Raw genomic sequence first — 16,561 nt, forward strand, 5'->3', positions numbered from 1 at the left:
TCACGCTATTCACTTGACTAAGGGAGACGGCCGATAGGCCGGTTTCCGTTCGAAATGTCGTCCGGGCAACCGGGCGTCACTGGCCGGCGGGATCCAGTGGGCGACAAGCCCGGTGGAGCCCAGTCCGGCCGTGTCCTGTCCGAGACTGCAGGCGCCGGTTCGCCGGCTTAATCCCCCAGCCTGCACAGACGGGGATGACCGACGTTTGACGACAGCCGCGCCTTGGCTTCGGCCCAGGCAGGCAATCGGTTTGAACCAACTCACCCGCGGGGTCCCGCTCAGGGGTTCGTCGGGGACAGGGCCGCGAAGCGTCGTTCGGACGTTCACGGTCTTTCGCGAGGCCGAGCACGTCCGGGCGGCATGTGCAACCGGCGGAGCCAACCCAGGCTCCGCCAACCGGAGAGAGCCCAGTGGACAGGACAGCAAAGGCTGATCTCGTCTCGACGCTCAACGGCGTGTTCAATCAGAGCGCCGTCGTCGTCGTGGCCCACTACAAGGGCCTCACGGTCGCCGACATGCAGAAGCTGCGCTCGCAGATGAAGCAGGCCGGCGCCACCGTGAAGGTCGCCAAGAACAGCCTCGCCGGCATCGCTCTGGAAGGCACGGATGTCGCCTCCATCAAGCCGCTCCTGAAGGGCCCGACCCTGCTCGCCTATTCGGGCGATCCGGTCGCAGCCGCGAAGGTCGCGGTCGACTTCGCCAAGACCAACGACAAGCTCGTGATCCTTGGCGGCGCGATGGGCACGACCTCCCTGAACCCCGATGGTGTGAAGGCGCTCGCCTCGCTCCCGTCGCTCGACGAACTGCGCGCCAAGCTCGTGGGCCTCATCCAGGCTCCCGCGACCAAGATCGCTCAGCTCAGCACGGCGCCGGCGGCCAAGCTCGCCCGCGTGTTCGGGGCCTATGCCAAGAAGGACGAGGCCGCCTGAGGCCCCTTCAAATCCCAACCGTTCGAACCGATATTCTGAAAGGACATCACCATGGCTGATCTCGCCAAGATCGTCGACGACCTGTCGTCGCTGACCGTTCTCGAGGCCGCCGAGCTCGCCAAGATGCTCGAAGAGAAGTGGGGCGTCTCGGCTGCTGCCGCCGTCGCCGTCGCCGCCGGCCCGGCCGCCGGTGGTGGCGCTGCCGCCGCCGCCGAGGAGCAGACCGAGTTCACGGTCGTGCTCGCCAACGCCGGCGACAAGAAGATCGAGGTCATCAAGGAGGTCCGCGCGATCACCGGCCTCGGCCTCAAGGAAGCCAAGGACCTGGTCGAGGGCGCTCCGAAGCCGGTCAAGGAAGGCGTGTCCAAGGACGACGCCGCCAAGCTCAAGGCCCAGCTCGAGAAGGCTGGCGCCAAGGTCGAGCTCAAGTAAGACGGCGATGGGCCGGCATCGGCCCATCATTCCCCGGCGGTCCGCTCTGGGCTGACCGGGACCGGAGCCCGCGGGTGTTCGCACCCGCGGGCTAAGGTCGCTTCGGGCGACCGATGGGCCCTGGAACGGGTTCGGCGGAATTCTGGACGGGTGGCGTGGTCCGGCGGGGCGCGCGTCACAGCCACGGTGCGGGAGCCTCGCGCTTCCCCGGGCAACGGGCACGCGGAATGGAGCGAGGTCACATGGCCAATACGCTGGTCGGTCGCAAGCGCATTCGGAAGTTCTTCGGCAAGATCAAGGAAGTGGCGCAGATGCCGAACCTCATCGAGGTTCAGAAGGCATCCTACGACCAGTTCCTGATGGTCGACGAGCCGGAGGGCGGCCGCGCCGACGAGGGCCTGCAGAGCGTGTTCAAGTCGGTCTTCCCGATTTCGGACTTCGCCGCGACGGCCCTGCTCGAGTTCGTGCGCTACACGTTCGAGCCCCCGAAATACGACGTGGACGAGTGCCGCCAGCGCGGCATCACCTTCGCGGCTCCGCTGAAGGTGACGCTGCGCCTCATCGTGTTCGATGTCGATCCGGACACCCAGGCCAAGTCCGTGAAGGACATCAAGGAGCAGGACGTCTACATGGGCGACATGCCCCTGATGACGGAGAACGGCACCTTCATCGTCAACGGCACCGAGCGCGTCATCGTCTCGCAGATGCACCGCTCGCCGGGCGTCTTCTTCGACCATGACAAGGGCAAGACCCACTCCTCGGGCAAGCTCCTGTTCGCCGCCCGCATCATCCCGTACCGGGGTTCGTGGCTCGACGTGGAGTTCGACGCGAAGGACATCGTGCATGTCCGCATCGATCGGAAGCGCAAGCTGCCGGTGACTTCGCTGCTCTACGCTCTGGGCCTCGACGGCGAGGAAATCCTCTCGACCTTCTACAACCGCGTGGTCTACGACCGCGACGGCGCCGACTGGCGCGTGCCGTTCGATGCCGAGCGCATGAAGGGCATGAAGGCCACCACCGACCTGATCGACGCCGAATCCGGCGAGGTCGTGCTGGAGGCGGGCAAGAAGCTCAACGCCCGCAACGCCCGCCAGATCACCGATAAGGGTGTGAAGTTCCTCAAGGCGACCGACGAGGATCTCGTCAGCCAGTACATCGCCGAGGACCTCGTCAACATGCAGACGGGCGAGATCTGGGCCGAAGCCGGCGAGGAGATCACCGAGAAGCTGCTGAAGTCGCTGGATGATGTCGGCGTCACCGAATTGCCGGTGCTCGACATCGACCACGTCAACATCGGGCCGTACATCCGCAACACGCTGGCCGTGGACAAGAACTCCGGCCGTGAAGGCGCGCTGTTCGACATCTACCGGGTCATGCGTCCGGGCGAGCCGCCGACGCTCGACACCGCCGAGGCGATGTTCCACTCGCTGTTCTTCGATTCCGAGCGCTACGACCTCTCGGCGGTCGGCCGCGTGAAGATGAACATGCGTCTCGACCTCGACGCCGCCGACACCGTGCGCACGCTGCGCAAGGAAGACATGCTGGCGGTGGTGAAGGCCCTCGTGGAGCTGCGCGACGGCAAGGGCGAGATCGACGACATCGACCACCTCGGCAACCGCCGGGTGCGCTCGGTCGGCGAGCTCATGGAGAACCAGTACCGGCTGGGCCTGCTCCGCATGGAGCGCGCCATCCGCGAGCGCATGAGCCAGGTCGACATCGACACGGTGATGCCGCAGGACCTGATCAACGCGAAGCCGGCTGCGGCGGCGGTGCGCGAGTTCTTCGGCTCGTCGCAGCTGTCGCAGTTCATGGACCAGACCAACCCGCTCTCCGAGGTCACGCACAAGCGTCGTCTCTCGGCGCTCGGCCCGGGCGGTCTGACCCGCGAGCGCGCCGGCTTCGAGGTGCGCGACGTGCACCCGACCCATTACGGCCGCATCTGCCCGATCGAGACGCCGGAAGGCCCGAACATCGGCCTCATCAACTCGCTGGCGACCTTCGCCCGCGTGAACAAGTACGGCTTCATCGAGACCCCGTTCCGCCGCGTCCGCGACGGCGTGGTGACGGATGAGGTCGCCTACCTCTCGGCCATGGAAGAGGCGAAGTACTACGTCGCCCAGGCCAACGCGCAGATGGACGAGGCCCGCAAGCTCACGGAAGACCTCGTGGTCTGCCGCCGGGCGGGCGAGGTGATCGTCGTCGGCCCCGAGCGCGTCGACCTCATGGACGTGTCGCCGAAGCAGCTCGTGTCGGTGGCGGCGGCGCTCATCCCGTTCCTCGAGAACGACGACGCCAACCGCGCCCTCATGGGCTCGAACATGCAGCGCCAGGCGGTGCCGCTCGTCCGCGCCGACGCCCCGTTCGTGGGCACCGGCATGGAGGCGGTGGTCGCCCGCGATTCCGGCGCGGCCATCGCCGCCCGGCGCACGGGCATCGTCGATCAGGTGGACGCCACCCGTATCGTCATCCGCGCCACGGAAGAGGCCGACGCCAACAAGCCGGGCGTCGACATCTACCGGCTGCAGAAGTTCCAGCGCTCCAACCAGTCGACCTGCATCACGCAGAAGCCGCTGGTCCGCGTCGGCGAGTCGGTGAAGAAGGGCGAGATCATCGCCGACGGTCCCTCGACCGAGTTCGGCGAGCTGGCGCTCGGCCGGAACGTGCTCGTCGCGTTCATGCCGTGGAACGGCTACAACTTCGAGGACTCGATCCTGCTCTCCGAGCGGATCGTGAAGGATGACGTGTTCACCTCGATCCACATCGAGGAGTTCGAGGTGATGGCCCGCGACACCAAGCTGGGTCCGGAGGAAATCACCCGCGACATCCCGAACGTCTCGGAAGAGGCGCTCAAGAACCTCGATGAGGCGGGCATCGTCTACATCGGCGCCGAGGTCCATGCCGGCGACATCCTCGTCGGCAAGATCACGCCGAAGGGCGAGAGCCCGATGACGCCGGAGGAGAAGCTCCTCCGCGCCATCTTCGGCGAGAAGGCCTCGGACGTGCGCGACACGTCCCTGCGCGTGCCCCCGGGCGTCACCGGCACCATCGTCGAGGTGCGGGTGTTCAACCGGCACGGCGTCGACAAGGACGAGCGCGCCCAGGCGATCGAGCGCGAGGAGATCGAGCGTCTCGCGAAGGACCGCGACGACGAGCAGGCGATCCTCGACCGCAACACCTACGCCCGTCTGGCGGATGTGCTGATCGGTCAGGCGCCGGTGGCCGGGCCGAAGGGCTTCAAGAAGGACACCACGCTCACCCGCGAGCTGATCAACGACTACCCCCGTTCGCAATGGTGGCAGTTCGCCGTCATCGACGACCGTCTCATGACCGAGATGGAAGCGATGCAGAAGCAGTACGACGAGTCGAAGAAGCGCCTCGAGCAGCGCTTCCTCGACAAGGTCGAGAAGCTGCAGCGCGGCGATGAGCTGCCCCCCGGCGTCATGAAGATGGTCAAGGTCTTCGTGGCGGTGAAGCGCAAGATCCAGCCGGGCGACAAGATGGCCGGCCGTCACGGCAACAAGGGTGTCGTGTCGCGGATCGTGCCGATCGAGGACATGCCGTTCCTTGAGGACGGCACCCATGCCGATATCGTGCTCAACCCGCTCGGCGTGCCGAGCCGGATGAACGTCGGTCAGATCCTCGAGACGCACCTGGGCTGGGCTGCTGCGGGCTTGGGTCGCAAGGTCGCGAAGGCGGTCGATGCCTATCTGAAGAACCAGGACATCGCCCCCCTGAAGGAGGAGATGCAGTCCATCTACTCCCCCTCGGAGCTTGAAGGCCTGTCCGACGAGGATCTGCTGGAGGCGGGCAACAACGTCCGTCGCGGCGTGCCGATGGCCACTCCGGTGTTCAACGGCGCCAAGGAGGCGGATATCGAGCAGATGCTGGAGATGGCCGGGCTGGACCGCTCGGCGCAGTCGACGCTCTACGACGGGCGCACCGGCGAGCCCTTCGACCGCAAGGTCACGATGGGCTACATCTATATGCTGAAGCTCCACCACCTCGTGGACGACAAGATCCACGCCCGGTCGATCGGCCCGTACTCGCTCGTCACCCAGCAGCCGCTGGGCGGTAAGGCGCAGTTCGGCGGTCAGCGCTTCGGCGAGATGGAGGTCTGGGCGCTGGAAGCTTACGGCGCCGCCTACACCCTGCAGGAGATGCTCACCGTCAAGTCGGACGACGTGGCCGGCCGCACCAAGGTCTACGAGGCCATCGTGCGCGGCGACGACACGTTCGAGGCGGGCATCCCCGAGTCGTTCAACGTGCTCGTCAAGGAGATGCGCTCGCTCGGCCTCAACGTCGAGCTGACGTCCTCCAAGAAGGCGGCGAACGACCAGCTGGAGCCGCCCGCCGACGCGGCGGAGTGATCGTGTAGCAAAACACCTCCCGTGGCGGCGTTCGCGCCGCCACGGTCGAGCGGGGAGGGGAGGAGCCTCCGGCACGACGGCAGCAGAGCCCGTGAGGGCGCGGCGCCGGCCCTTTTTTTTGAAGACGCTGCGGCCCGGCGCGGGGCCGGCGGCGTCGAGCCGAGGAGCGGATCATGAACCAAGAGGTCATGAACCTTTTCAACCAGCAGCCCCAGCCGGTTAGCTTCGACCAGATCAAGATTTCGATCTCGTCGCCGGAGAAGATCCTCTCCTGGTCCTACGGGGAGATCAAGAAGCCCGAGACCATCAACTACCGGACCTTCAAGCCCGAGCGCGACGGCCTGTTCTGCGCGCGCATCTTCGGGCCGATCAAGGACTACGAGTGCTTGTGCGGCAAGTACAAGCGCATGAAGTACAAGGGCGTCATCTGTGAGAAGTGCGGCGTCGAGGTGACGCTGGCGCGCGTCCGGCGCGACCGCATGGGCCACATCGAGCTGGCCGCCCCCGTCGCGCACATCTGGTTCCTGAAGTCGCTGCCCTCGCGCATCGGCCTCCTGCTCGACATGGCCCTCAAGGACCTCGAGCGGATCCTGTACTTCGAGTCGTACTGCGTCATCGAGCCGGGCCTCACCCCCCTCAAGGAGCGTCAGCTCCTGACGGAGGAGGAGTACCTGCGCGCTCAGGAGGAGTACGGCGAGGACAGCTTCACCGCCATGATCGGCGCCGAGGCGATCCGCCGGATCCTCCAGGAGCTCGACCTCGACAAGATCGCCAACGACCTCCGCGAGGAGATCGCGGTCACGACCTCCGAGCTGAAGCCTAAGAAGCTGCTGAAGCGCCTCAAGATCATCGAGGCGTTCCAGATGTCCGGCAACAAGCCGGAGTGGATGATCCTGACGGTGATCCCCGTGATCCCGCCGGACCTGCGCCCGCTGGTCCCGCTGGACGGCGGCCGCTTCGCCACGTCCGACCTCAACGACCTGTACCGCCGCGTCATCAACCGCAACAACCGCCTGAAGCGGCTGATCGAGCTGCGCGCGCCGGACATCATCATCCGCAACGAGAAGCGGATGTTGCAGGAGGCGGTCGACGCCCTGTTCGACAACGGCCGCCGTGGTCGCGTCATCACGGGTGCCAACAAGCGTCCGCTGAAGTCGCTGGCCGACATGCTGAAGGGCAAGCAGGGCCGGTTCCGCCAGAACCTGCTCGGCAAGCGCGTCGACTACTCGGGCCGTTCGGTCATCGTGGTGGGCCCGGAGCTGAAGCTGCACCAGTGCGGCCTGCCGAAGAAGATGGCTCTGGAGCTGTTCAAGCCGTTCATCTACGCGCGCCTCGACGCCAAGGGTTTCTCGGCCACCGTCAAGCAGGCCAAGAAGCTCGTGGAGAAGGAGAAGCCGGAGGTTTGGGACATCCTCGATGAGGTGATCCGCGAGCACCCGGTGATGCTGAACCGCGCGCCGACGCTCCACCGTCTGGGCATCCAGGCCTTCGAGCCGAAGCTGATCGAGGGCAAGGCGATCCAGCTGCACCCGCTGGTCTGCGCCGCGTTCAACGCCGACTTCGACGGCGACCAGATGGCCGTGCACGTCCCTCTGTCGCTCGAGGCGCAGCTGGAAGCGCGCGTCCTCATGATGTCGACGAACAACATCCTGCATCCGGCCAACGGCCAGCCGATCATCGTGCCCTCGCAGGACATCGTGCTCGGCCTCTACTACCTGTCGATCGTGGGCGAGGGCCTTCCGGGCGCCTTCGACGCGACCAACAAGCAGAACCCGATGCAGGGCGTCTACGGCAATGTCGGCGAGCTCGAGCACGCTCTCGCCGCCGGCGCCGTGAAGCTGCACTCGAAGATCAAGTGGCGCTGGAAGGGCATCGGCCCCGATGGCGAGCCGCTGACCAAGACCTACGAGACCACCCCCGGCCGCGTGATCCTGTCGGGGGCGCTGCCCCTGCACCGGAAGGTGCCCTTCGACGTCGTCAACAAGCTGATGACCAAGAAGGAGATCTCGGCGATGATCGACACCGTCTACCGCCACTGCGGTCAGAAGGAGTCGGTGATCTTCTGTGACCGGATCATGGCGCTGGGCTTCAACCACGCGTTCAAGGCCGGCATCTCCTTCGGCAAGGACGACATGGTCGTGCCGGAGAACAAGTGGGAGATCGTCGAGGGCACGCGCACGCTCGTGAAGGATTACGAGCAGCAGTACAACGACGGCCTCATCACCCAGGGCGAGAAGTACAACAAGGTCGTCGATGCCTGGGCGAAGTGCTCGGACAAGCTGGCCCAGGAGATGATGGGCCGCATCTCGGCGGTGAAGAAGGACGAGAACGGGGCCGACAAGCAGGTCAACTCGATCTACATGATGTCCCACTCGGGCGCCCGTGGTTCGCCCGCGCAGATGAAGCAGCTCGCGGCGATGCGCGGCCTGATGGCCAAGCCCTCGGGCGAGATCATCGAGACGCCGATCATCTCGAACTTCAAGGAAGGTCTGGACGTGCTGGAGTACTTCAACTCCACGCACGGCGCCCGTAAGGGCCTCGCCGACACCGCCCTGAAGACCGCCAACTCCGGCTATCTGACCCGCCGCCTCGTCGACGTGGCGCAGGACGCGGTGATCCGCGAGGTGGATTGCGGCACGACCAACGGCATCAAGATGCGCGCCATCGTCGATGCCGGCCAGGTGGTCGCGACGCTGGCCACCCGCATCCTCGGCCGCGCGGCCGCGGAGGATCTGGTCGCGCAGGACGGCACGGTCATCGTGAAGACCGGCGAGACCATCGAGGAGAAGCACCTGCCGGCGATCAACGCCGCCGGCATCCAGGAGGTGAAGATCCGCTCCGTGCTGGTCTGCGCCACCCGCAGCGGCGTCTGCGCCACCTGCTACGGGCGCGATCTCGCCCGCGGCACGCCCGTCAACATGGGCGAGGCGGTCGGCGTCATCGCGGCGCAGTCCATCGGCGAGCCGGGCACCCAGCTCACGATGCGCACCTTCCACATCGGCGGCGCCGCTCAGATCGCCGACTCGTCGTTCATCGAGTCGAGCTTCGAGGGCACGATCAAGATCCGCAACCGGGCTCTGGCGAAGAACTCGGACGGCGATCTGGTCGCGACCGGCCGCAACGTGGCGGTGGTCATCGTCGGGGCGGACGGGGTCGAGCGGGCGGTCCACCGCCTGCAATACGGCGCCCGTGTCCGCGTGGACGAGGGCGACAAGATCAAGCGCGGCCAGCGGATCGCCGAGTGGGACCCCTATACCCGTCCGATCCTCACCGAGGTCGACGGCATCGTGGCCTACGAGGACCTCTACGACGGCCAGTCGATCACCGAGACGACCGACGAGTCGACGGGTATCGCCAAGCGCGTCGTGATCGATTGGCGCGGCTCCGCCCGGACGTCCGACCTGAAGCCTTCGATGGTAGTGGTCGACAAGGACGGGAAGGCCGTGAAGCTGCCGCGCGGGTCGGATGCCCGTTACGCGCTGCCGGTCGATGCCATCATCGGCTACGATCCGGGAGCCAAGGTGAAGGCCGGCGACATCCTCGCCCGCGTCTCCACCGACTCGGCCAAGACCCGCGACATCACCGGCGGTCTGCCGCGGGTGGCGGAGCTGTTCGAAGCCCGGCGCCCGAAGGACGCGGCGATCATCGCCGAGAAGTCGGGCACCATCGCCTTCGGGCGCGACTACAAGAACAAGCGTCGCCTGACGCTGACGCCGCATGACGGGTCGGAGGCGGTCGAGTACCTGATTCCCAAGGGCAAGCACATCCACTTGCAGGACGGGGACGTGGTCGAGATCGGCGACTACATCGTCGACGGCAACCCGGCGCCGCACGACATCCTGGCGATCAAGGGCGTGGAGGAGCTTGCCGCTTACCTCGTCAACGAGATCCAGGAGGTCTACCGGCTGCAGGGCGTGTCGATCAACGACAAGCACATCGAGGTGATCGTCCGGCAGATGCTGCAGAAGGTCGAAGTGACCGATGGCGGCGATTCGGACATCCTCTCGGGTGACCAGATCGACCGGACCGAACTCGCCGAGTTCAACGAGAAGCTAATTGCCGAGGGCAAGAAGCCGATCCAGGGCGTGCCGGTTCTGCTCGGCATCACCAAGGCGTCGCTCCAGACGAAGTCGTTCATCTCGGCGGCCTCGTTCCAGGAGACCACCCGCGTGCTCACCGAAGCCGCCGTTAACGGCAAGGTCGACACGCTGGAGGGGCTGAAGGAGAACGTCATCGTCGGCTCGCTCATCCCGGCCGGCACCGGTTCGCTCGTCGCCGACATCCGCTCGGTGGCCCGCCGCCGCGACAACCTCATCCTCCAGCAGCGCCAGACCGAGAGCGGGATCGACCCGGTCGAGGGCCTTCCGCCCGCCGCCGAGTGATCGCGGCACCATCGTGAGACCGAGAAGGGGCGGCCGAAAGGTCGCCCTTTTTCGTATCCGCCCCGTGCGCCCGGCCCGTTAACCACCGATCAACCATCCCGCCCGATAAATTTCGCGAGGGCCACTTGCCGCCGCCATCGGCGGGCAGCGTGGCGGTTGCGGCACTTCGGAACGGATCGGCGGGTCGTGGCGACGAGACGAGTGCGAAAGGAGACCCACCTGCGCTGGCTTTCGGCGGTGTTCACGCCGTGGATGGCTGGGCTCGGGTTGCTTGTTTCCTTCACCGCGAGCGCAGGCACCGAGAGCACCGTGGGCTCAGGTGTGCTCGGCGCCGCCGATATCCGCCGCGCCGTGCCTGCCATGCCCGGCGGTACCACGCTGATCGGCGCGGCCATCCGGCGGATCGGTGAGGATCCGCTGCGCCCGGAACCGATCGCCTTCACCCGCGAAACCGGCATGGCCATGCTGTTCGGCGACGTGACCGGCGGCGTCAGCGGCCTGCTCACCACCGGCTCGGCCGTGTGGGATGCGGAGGCCGAGCCGATCTCCGGCTTCGTCCCCGTCGCCGATCTCGGCCTGACGACGGGCGCCGGCACCGCCGAATCCACGGGCGCGGCCAGCGCCGACCTCACCGACGACGAGGACGGGAACCGCTTCGACGGCTCGACCCCGGCGGTGCCGAAGGCGGTCGCCCTGTCCTCCACCACGCCGGCCCCGGCGGACGCGATCCCGGTGGAGATCACCGCCGCGAGCCTCGCGATGCCGGAATATCCCCTGCGCAGCGGTGCCGAGATCGAGCCGGCGCCGACCGACGAGGCACGCAGCCGTTACGCCGACCTGATCGACCCGGAAGCCCAGGACAAGGAGCAGCGCTGCCTGTCCGAGGCGGTGTATTTCGAGGCCCGGAGCGAGTCCGAGACGGGGCAAGCCGCCGTTGCCCAGGTGGTGCTCAACCGGGTGAAGAGCGGCCTCTATCCGCCGAGCATCTGTGGGGTCGTCTACCAGAACCGGCACCATTACATGGGCTGCCAGTTCTCCTTCGCCTGCGAGGGCAAGTCGCTGCGCATCGGCGATGCCTCGGCCTGGTCGAACGCCACCCGCGTCGCCCGCTCCGTCCTCGAAGGGCGGACCTATGTCGCCGAGGTCGGCGGCGCGACCCACTACCACGCCGATTATGTCCGTCCCGGCTGGTCCCGCCGGATGCGCAAGCTCGACGTGATCGGCCGGCACATCTTCTACGGCCTGAAGCCCGGCCAGACCTGAGCCGACCGACGACCCGCGCCTTCAAGCCCCCCGCCCGGCCCAAGCCGGCGGGGGTTTTTGTTTGCCGGCGCGGGCGCAAGCTCATTTGGTTCCGGAATAACGCGAACAACAGTTAACGCGCGAATCATATGGGATCTACGCAGTTAGGCCCATAGATTAATTTTACTCTGATTGAGGATCTCGGTTGCTGCGAAGCTCGGGATACTGCTTTCCTTGATGAGCGTAGGGCGCGGAATTCACCGCGGCCCGGATTGTCCCGCGCTCGAAGAGGTTCGCAACGATGGCCGCGCCGGTCACCAAGACTGTTCTGATGGCCGCCGCCCTGGGCGGCCTGTTCTTCGCCGCCCCGGCCATGGCCGGAGGCTGCTACGGTGGCGGCTGCTACCGCTACGCGACCACGCCGCCGGTCTACGACACGGTGCAGCAGAACGTGCTCGTGCGCCCGCCGCGCACCGTCTACCGCACCATCCCGCCGGTCTACGACACGGTGCAGGAGCAGGTGATGGTCGCCCCCGGCGGTCGCGTCTGGCAGACGAGCCGTGGCCCCGGCGGCGAATTGATCGGCTGCTGGGTCGTCACCCCCCCGCGCTTCGCTCTGCGCCAGCGCACCGTGCTGGTGCGCCCGGCCGAGACGGTGCCGGAGACCTATCCGCCGGAATACGCCACGGTCAGCCGCCGGGTGCAGGTGGCCCCGGCGCGGGCGGGCTGGGTGCCGGTCGGCGGCGGCTACGGCGGCTACGGCGCCGGTTATGGCGGCCCGCTGGTCGGCTCGATCCCGGATGCGTTCGGCATCACCGGTGCCAGCTCGGCCGATATCGGCGTCGGCCTCGGCTTCTCCCGCGGCAGCATCTACGACGGCTATTGAGTGACGCGCGGCCCGGATCGACGATCCGGGCCGTCTTGATTCCGACGACGCATGGCGTACCTCCCCGCCAACACTGGGAGGAGCAGGCGATGGGCACGTTCAAAGCGTGGGTGGTCGACAAGACCGACGGGGGGCAGAGCCTCGCCTTCCGCGACTTCGACGAAGCCGACCTGATGGAGGGTGACGTCACCGTCCGCGTCGGCCACTCGACGCTCAACTACAAGGATGGTCTCGCCCTCACCGGCCGCTCCCCCGTGGTGCGCCGTTTCCCCATGATTCCCGGCATCGATTTCGCCGGTACGGTCGAGTCCTCGGATCATCCCGAATACAAGCCCGGCGATCAGGTGGTGCTCACCGGCTGGGGCGTCGGCGAGACGCATCTCGGCGCCTATGCCGAGAAGGCACGGGTGAAGGGCGACTGGCTGGTGCCCCTCCCGCAGGGCCTGACGCCGGAACAGGCCATGGCAGTCGGCACGGCCGGCTACACGGCCATGCTCTCCCTGATGGCCCTCGATGCCCACGGCGTCACGCCCGCCGATGGTCCGGCGCTGGTGACGGGGGCCTCGGGCGGCGTCGGCTCGGTGGCGGTCGCGCTGCTGGCGCGGGCGGGCTGGCACGTCATCGCCTCCACCGGCCGGGCGAACGAGGCCGACTATCTCAAGAGCCTCGGCGCCGCCGAGATCCTCGACCGGGCCGAGTTGGAGAAGCCCGGCCGCCCGCTCGGCAAGGAGCGCTGGGCGGCGGCCGTCGATGCGGTGGGCTCCGCGACCCTGGCCAACGTGCTGGCCATGACCAAGGCGGATGGTGCCGTCGCGGCCTGCGGCCTCGCCCAGGGCATGGATCTGCCGACCTCCGTCGCGCCCTTCATCCTGCGCGGGGTCTCGCTGCTCGGCATCAACAGCGTGACGACGCCGCAGAAGAAGCGGCGCGAGGCATGGGCGCGGATCGCGCGGGAGCTCGATCTCGACAAGCTCGCCTCCATGACCAGGACGGTCGGCCTGGAGGAGGTCGGCAGGCTCGGCGAGGAGATCCTGGCCGGACAGGTGCGCGGTCGCACGGTCGTGAGAGTGGCTTAAGGCGGATTTCGCGCGAATACTGGAACCGTCGCCATAACGAGCCTGTTGATGACTTCATGAGTGTCGCATTCGTCAAAGAACCCGAGGGCGGGGAAGCGTTCGAGAACCTTCCCGACCGTCCCATCTCGCCTCACACCAACTTCGTCACGCCCGAAGGCCTCGCGCAGATCGAGGCCGAGGTCGCGCGGCTGGAGAAGGAGGTCTCGTCGCTCGACCCGAGCGACAAGGCCGAGGATTCCCGCATCGGACGCGACCTGCGCTACTGGGCTTCGCGGAAGAACACCGCGCAGCTCGTGGAGCCGAAGGGTGGCGACACCGTGCATTTCGGCGCGACCGTGACGATCGTCCGCGAGGACGATGCCGGCAAGGAAACCAAGCAGACCTTCCGAATCGTCGGCGAGGACGAGGCCGATCCGCACAAGGGGTCGATCTCCTACGTGGCGCCGCTCGCCCGTGCCATCACGGGCAAGAGCGTCGGCGACGTGGTCGAGGTGAACGGCAACGAGGTCGAGATCCTCGAGATCAAGGGCTGATTGCCCGGCCCTCGAACAGGGGTCGCAGGGGCTGCATCGCCGCCGCGACGTGGTCCATGAACGCGCGGACTCGTGCCGACCGGCGCAGGTCCTGATGGGTGAGAAGCCATAGGTCCGTCTGCAACTCGGGCTCCAGATCGCCGAGGCGCCGCAGGCGGGGATCGGCATCGCCTTCGACGCAGGCGAGGGGGCCGATGCCGATGCCCGAGGCGATGGCCTCGCCCAACCCCGCCACACCGTTGAGACAGAGGGCGATGCGCTCCGGCGATGTCCGGTGCCGAATGAAGCGCGCGAACACCCCGCCGGCCACGTTCTCGCCGAGACCGACCCAATTCTCCTCGGCCAGCGGCCCATAGGTCCGGCCCGCCGCGCCGTAGAGCGCCCAGCCGATATTGGTCAGGCGCCGGCCGACCAGGGTCTCGTCCGGGCCGCGACTGGCGCGCAACGCCACGTCGGCGTCCCGGCGGGACAGGTTCAGGGTTTCCTCCGCCAGGATCAGGTGCAGCCGCACCGCCGGGTGCTTGCGCGAGAAGTCGGCCAGGATCGGCATGAGGAAGGTGCCGGCGAAGCTCGTCGGGGCAGTGATCCGCAGCTCTCCCGCCATTACATCCGATTGCCCGACGATATCGCGGGAGAAGCCATCGACATCGGCTTCCATCCGCGCGGCCGTGTCGAGCATCGCCTGGCCGGCGGCGGTGGCGGTGTATCCGCCCCGGTGGCGTTCGAAGAGGACGACGCCGAGGGATTTCTCGATGGCGCCGAGCCGCCGGAAAGCGGTCGAATGGTCGATGCCGAGGGCCTCGGCGGCGCCCGTCAACCCATGCTTGTCCGCCACGGTCTTTACGAAGCGGAAGTCGTCCCAGGTGGCGTGCATCCACAATCCTTGCAATCCTGCAAGGTCATTCTTGCACGTGATGGGCTTCCTGCAAGCGGCGGGAGGGGCGATGTGAGCGGCACCGTGCCCCTCCGGGGCCGACGAGAGGAGTTACCGCAATGGCCAAGATCCTTGTACTCTACTACTCGACCTACGGCCATGTGGAGCAGATGGCCTACGCCGTCGCCGAAGGCGCCCGCGAGACCGGCGCCGAGGTCGTGGTGAAGCGCGTGCCGGAACTGGTGCCGGACGAGATCGCCCGGCAGAATCATTTCAAGCTCGATCAGCAGGCGCCCGTCGCGACCGTGGCCGAGCTTCCGGACTACGATGCGATCATCTTCGGTACCCCGACCCGCTACGGCAACATGGCCTCGCAGATGAAGCAGTTCATCGACCAGACCGGCGGCCTGTGGATGAAGGGCGCCCTGGTCGGCAAGGTCGGCTCGGTCTTCACGTCCACCGCCTCGCAGCATGGCGGCCAGGAGACGACCCTCACCAGCTTCCATACGGTGCTGTTCCACCACGGCATGGTGGTGGTGGGCCTGCCTTACGCGTTCCAGGGCCAGGCTGGGCTCGAGCAGGTGAAGGGCGGCACGCCCTACGGAGCCAGCACGCTGGCCGATGGCGACGGTTCGCGCCAGCCGAGCCCGATCGAACTCGAGGGCGCCCGCTTCCAGGGCCGCCACGTCGCCGGCATCGCGGCGAAGCTGGCCTGAGGCCAAAAGAAAAGGCTCGGATTGCTCCGAGCCTCGAAAGGTTGAAGGCCGTATGGGGGCTGAGTGGCCTTCCTGAGCAATGAACGGGCTCGCGGCCGTCTTGTTCCATAAAAAAATCAGCGGGGCGCCGCGGCTCGGCCGAGCCGGTCGCGGATCGCCTCGCCGAGCCCTTCGGGCGGGATCGGCGCCACCGCGATGGTCTCGGCCCCCGAGGCATCGAGATCGCGCAGCGCCCCGAAGAGCCGCGCCGCCGCCTCGCCGGCATCCCCCGCCTCGCTGAGGTTCACGACCGCGCCGGCCTTCTCCCAGCCGTTCGGACGGTACGATCCAAACAGCATCAGCGCCTCGCCGGGGGTGATCCCCGTAGCGTCGAGGCGCACGCGGGCATTCGGTGCGTAATGCGAGGCGAGCAGGCCCGGCCCCACGGGGGCGTGGGTCTCGGCGGCGTCCGGCCCGGCGGGATCGTAGCCGAGCACATCGCGCAGGCGCTCACGGGTGATTCCCCCCGGCCGGAGCAGGCGTGCCCGCCCGCCGAGGCAGGCCACCACCGTCGATTCCAACCCGACTTGCGTATCGCCGCCGTCGAGCACGGCCGCGATACGTCCATCCAGATCCGCCAGCACATGGGCGGCCCGTGTCGGGCTGACCCGGCCGGATCGGTTGGCCGAGGGGCCGGCGATCGGGCGACCGACGGCGGCGAGCAGGGCGCGGGCCGTCTCGCTGCCCGGCACGCGCAGGGCGAGGCTCGGCAGGCCGGCGCGGGCGAGGTCGCAGACCCGCGTCCCACCCGAGGCAGGCACGACGAGGGTGAGCGGGCCGGGCCAGAACGCCTCCGCGAGGCGATCCGCCTCGGCGTCGAAGCCGCCCTGCGCGCGGGCGGACTCGGTGTCGGGGACGTGCGAGATCAGCGGGTTGAAGCTCGGGCGGGTCTTGGCCGAGTAGATGGCGGCGACCGCCGCAGGGTCGGTGGCGTCGCCGCCGAGGCCGTAGACCGTCTCCGTCGGGAAGGCGACGAGGCGTCCCGCGCGCAGGAGCGAGGCCGCCTCCGCGATGCCGGCCGCATCGGCGGCCAGCAGCCGGGTTTCGACCGGGAATGTTGACCCCGGATTGTTCATGCGGGATGC

General features: G+C 67.6%; 11 protein-coding genes. 9 read left to right on the forward strand and 2 right to left on the reverse strand.

All coding sequences use genetic code 11. The annotated features are described in order from the left end of the window. The first annotated feature begins 410 nt into the window (after window positions 1–410). The 8 genes from rplJ to greA all read left to right on the forward strand — a co-directional run bounded on the left by rplJ (window position 411) and on the right by greA (window position 13,847). On the forward strand, window positions 411–929 hold the full coding sequence (gene rplJ, locus ACS5Q7_RS16520) for a 50S ribosomal protein L10 (RefSeq protein ID WP_378967013.1): 519 nt from the start codon (window positions 411–413) through the stop codon (window positions 927–929). 51 nt (window positions 930–980) lie between these two features. Then, complete coding sequence (gene rplL / locus ACS5Q7_RS16525) at window positions 981–1,361, forward strand: 50S ribosomal protein L7/L12 (RefSeq protein ID WP_478340385.1); 381 nt, start codon at window positions 981–983, stop codon at window positions 1,359–1,361. Between the two features lie 242 nt (window positions 1,362–1,603). Beyond that, window positions 1,604–5,728: a DNA-directed RNA polymerase subunit beta gene (gene rpoB, locus ACS5Q7_RS16530; protein ID WP_478340386.1), complete on the forward strand. Its 4,125-nt coding sequence runs from the start codon at window positions 1,604–1,606 to the stop codon at window positions 5,726–5,728. A 173-nt stretch (window positions 5,729–5,901) separates the two neighbouring features. Continuing rightward, window positions 5,902–10,110, forward strand: a complete 4,209-nt coding sequence (gene rpoC, locus ACS5Q7_RS16535; RefSeq protein ID WP_478340387.1) for a DNA-directed RNA polymerase subunit beta' — start codon at window positions 5,902–5,904, stop codon at window positions 10,108–10,110. A 186-nt stretch (window positions 10,111–10,296) separates the two neighbouring features. Beyond that, a complete protein-coding gene (locus ACS5Q7_RS16540) occupies window positions 10,297–11,373 on the forward strand; it encodes a cell wall hydrolase (RefSeq protein ID WP_478340388.1) in 1,077 nt (358 codons plus the stop codon). Window positions 11,374–11,653: 280 nt separating this feature from the next. Beyond that, the gene (locus ACS5Q7_RS16545; protein ID WP_478340389.1) at window positions 11,654–12,238 is read left to right on the forward strand and encodes a hypothetical protein; all 585 of its coding nucleotides are present in this window, start codon (window positions 11,654–11,656) and stop codon (window positions 12,236–12,238) included. A gap of 89 nt (window positions 12,239–12,327) precedes the next feature. Further along, a complete protein-coding gene (gene acuI / locus ACS5Q7_RS16550) occupies window positions 12,328–13,314 on the forward strand; it encodes an acrylyl-CoA reductase (NADPH) (protein ID WP_478340390.1) in 987 nt (328 codons plus the stop codon). A 56-nt stretch (window positions 13,315–13,370) separates the two neighbouring features. Continuing rightward, complete coding sequence (gene greA / locus ACS5Q7_RS16555) at window positions 13,371–13,847, forward strand: transcription elongation factor GreA (protein ID WP_478340391.1); 477 nt, start codon at window positions 13,371–13,373, stop codon at window positions 13,845–13,847. Here the strand turns inward: greA and ACS5Q7_RS16560 are convergent. Beyond that, window positions 13,837–14,721: a LysR family transcriptional regulator gene (locus tag ACS5Q7_RS16560; RefSeq protein ID WP_478340392.1), complete on the reverse strand. Its 885-nt coding sequence runs from the start codon at window positions 14,719–14,721 to the stop codon at window positions 13,837–13,839. The genes greA and ACS5Q7_RS16560 overlap by 11 nt on opposite strands. 119 nt (window positions 14,722–14,840) lie before the next feature. Here ACS5Q7_RS16560 and wrbA point away from each other — a divergent pair, with 119 nt between their 5' ends. Further along, window positions 14,841–15,437, forward strand: coding sequence for an NAD(P)H:quinone oxidoreductase (wrbA, locus tag ACS5Q7_RS16565; RefSeq protein WP_478340393.1), 597 nt, complete (start codon window positions 14,841–14,843; stop codon window positions 15,435–15,437). A gap of 116 nt (window positions 15,438–15,553) precedes the next feature. Here the strand turns inward: wrbA and ACS5Q7_RS16570 are convergent, their stop codons facing one another. After that, complete coding sequence (locus ACS5Q7_RS16570; RefSeq protein WP_478340394.1) at window positions 15,554–16,552, reverse strand: L-threonylcarbamoyladenylate synthase; 999 nt, start codon at window positions 16,550–16,552, stop codon at window positions 15,554–15,556. Window positions 16,553–16,561: the final 9 nt, after the last annotated feature.

It is taken from the genome of Methylobacterium sp. Gmos3, from assembly GCF_056430985.1.

Excerpts from the sequence above, each read along its gene's own strand:
- acuI (WP_478340390.1), top strand. The coding sequence starts at position 12,328 with ATGGGCACGTTCAAAGCGTGGGTGGTCGACAAGACCGACGGGGGGCAG.
- ACS5Q7_RS16560 (WP_478340392.1), bottom strand. The coding sequence starts at position 14,721 with ATGCACGCCACCTGGGACGACTTCCGCTTCGTAAAGACCGTGGCGGAC.
- rpoB (WP_478340386.1), top strand. The coding sequence starts at position 1,604 with ATGGCCAATACGCTGGTCGGTCGCAAGCGCATTCGGAAGTTCTTCGGC.
- ACS5Q7_RS16570 (WP_478340394.1), bottom strand. The coding sequence starts at position 16,552 with ATGAACAATCCGGGGTCAACATTCCCGGTCGAAACCCGGCTGCTGGCC.
- rpoC (WP_478340387.1), top strand. The coding sequence starts at position 5,902 with ATGAACCAAGAGGTCATGAACCTTTTCAACCAGCAGCCCCAGCCGGTT.
- wrbA (WP_478340393.1), top strand. The coding sequence starts at position 14,841 with ATGGCCAAGATCCTTGTACTCTACTACTCGACCTACGGCCATGTGGAG.
- ACS5Q7_RS16545 (WP_478340389.1), top strand. The coding sequence starts at position 11,654 with ATGGCCGCGCCGGTCACCAAGACTGTTCTGATGGCCGCCGCCCTGGGC.
- rplL (WP_478340385.1), top strand. The coding sequence starts at position 981 with ATGGCTGATCTCGCCAAGATCGTCGACGACCTGTCGTCGCTGACCGTT.
- greA (WP_478340391.1), top strand. The coding sequence starts at position 13,371 with ATGAGTGTCGCATTCGTCAAAGAACCCGAGGGCGGGGAAGCGTTCGAG.